Source organism: Actinoplanes sp. NPDC026623 (assembly GCF_040638275.1).
Classification (GTDB): domain Bacteria; phylum Actinomycetota; class Actinomycetes; order Mycobacteriales; family Micromonosporaceae; genus Actinoplanes.
In genome coordinates this window covers 1-1834 of sequence record NZ_JBEZXZ010000424.1, presented here as the reverse complement: position 1 = coordinate 1834, position 1834 = coordinate 1, and the positions used below count along the sequence as shown (strand labels likewise).

General features: G+C 73.0%; 1 protein-coding gene. It reads left to right on the top strand.

The window, feature by feature from the left end:
- The coding region (locus AB0F10_RS45460) for an alpha/beta hydrolase (RefSeq protein ID WP_360640820.1) at nucleotides 1-1721 on the top strand (1721 nt) is incomplete at its 5' end.
- Nucleotides 1722-1834: the final 113 nt, after the last annotated feature.

Here is a 1834-nt window from a genome sequence, read left to right as displayed (position 1 = left end):
GGCCCGGCGGTTCGCCGCTACGCAGGTGGCGCTCGGGCTCGACCGTACGATGGTCTCCTCGATGTCGCTGCCGGCCCGGATGGCCGAGCCGGCGGGCCCCGCCCTCCTCCGCCGGCACCAGCGGAACGGAGCGCAAGCGGGTCGACGCGGTACCCACGCCGAAGCTCGGCTGGTACAAGTGCTACGAGATCGCCGAGTGCGCAACCACCCGGCTGCCGCTCGACTACGACAAGCCGAAGGGCGCCAAGACCGAGATCGCCGTCCTGCGGATCAAGGCGAAGGACCAGAAGCACAAGATCGGCAGCCTGTTCCTCAACCCCGGCGGGCCGGGCGGCTCGGCGACCGAGTTCGCGCTGTACGCGCCGTACTTCCTCAGCGACTCGCTGCTGCGGCGCTTCGACATCGTGGGCGTCGATCCCCGCGGCATCGGCGCCAGCGCGAACGTACGCTGCTTCAGGTCGGTCAAGGACCAGACCGCGGTGTTCGACCTGCTCAACGTGCCGTTCCCGGTCACCAGGACCGAGCAGAGGCGGTACGTGACCGGGTCGAAGCTGCTCGGCAAGGCCTGCTCCACCACCGGCCGGCCGCTGTCCGGCTCGATGTCCACCGCCGAGGTGGCCCGGGACATGGACGTCATGCGCCGCGCCGTCGGCGACCGGAAGCTGAACTACCTGGGCTTCAGCTACGGCACCGCGCTGGGCCAGTACTACGCCAACCTGTTCCCGGACCGGTTCCGGGCGCTGGTCGTCGACGGGGTGCTCGAACCGACCGCCTGGGTCGGCAACAACCGGCAGATCCTCGACGCGCGGCTGCGCTCCTCCGAGGGCGCCTACCGGGCGCTGATCGAGATCCTCAAGCGGTGCGACCGGGCGGGCGGGAAGTTCTGCGCCTTCTCGGCGGGTGACCCGGTCAAGAACTTCGAGACCATCGCCCGTGAACTGCGTGCGAAGCCGCTCGAGCTTCCCGACGGCGAGGGCGGCACCTTCGTCGTGACGTACGCGGTCTTCGTCGGCGCGATCCTCAACGCGCTCTACGGGGTCGACGCCGGCCCGGTGGTCACGGAGATCGCCGCGGAGGTCTGGGCGGCGCTGCACTCGGGCTCGGCCGCCGCGCTGACCGCGCGGGCCCGGGCGGCCCGGGCGACCAAGCGGGGATACGACTTCCCGTACGACAACGGCTTCGAGGCGACCAGCGCGGTCGTCTGCACCGACGGCGGGCATCCGGCGGACGCCGGGACCTGGCCGGCGGCCACCGCCCGGCGTGATCAGCGGGCGCCCTACTTCGGCCGGGCCTGGGGCTGGATCGACAGCCAGTGCGCGCGGAACACCTGGACCGTGCGGGACGAGGACGCCTACCGCGGGCCGTTCACCAAGCGGACCGCGGCGCCGGTGCTGGTCGTCGGCAACTTCTGGGACCCGGCGACGAACTACCAGGGTGCCGTCGCGTCGAGCCGGCTGCTGCCGAACTCGCGGCTGCTGTCCAGCAACAACTGGGGCCACACCGCGTACGGCTCGGGCGTGTGCGTCACCACCTCGATCGACAACTATCTGCTGACCGGGACGCCGCCCGCCAGGGGCAAGGTCTGCACCGACTCGGTGCAGCCGTTCACCGTGCCGCTGCCGCCGCCGGGCACGGCCACCACCCTGGCCACGCCGACCGGCAAGCAGCGCCCGCCGGTCGCCACCCTGATCCCGAAGTCGCTGCTGACCTCGGAGAAGTGACCGCCCGTGGGGGGGGGGGGGGGGGGCGCCCCCCCCCCCGCGGGGGGGGGGGGGCGGGCGCGGGCGCGCGGTGGGCCGCCGTACCCGCCGCGCGGGGCCGGGGGGGGGGCGTA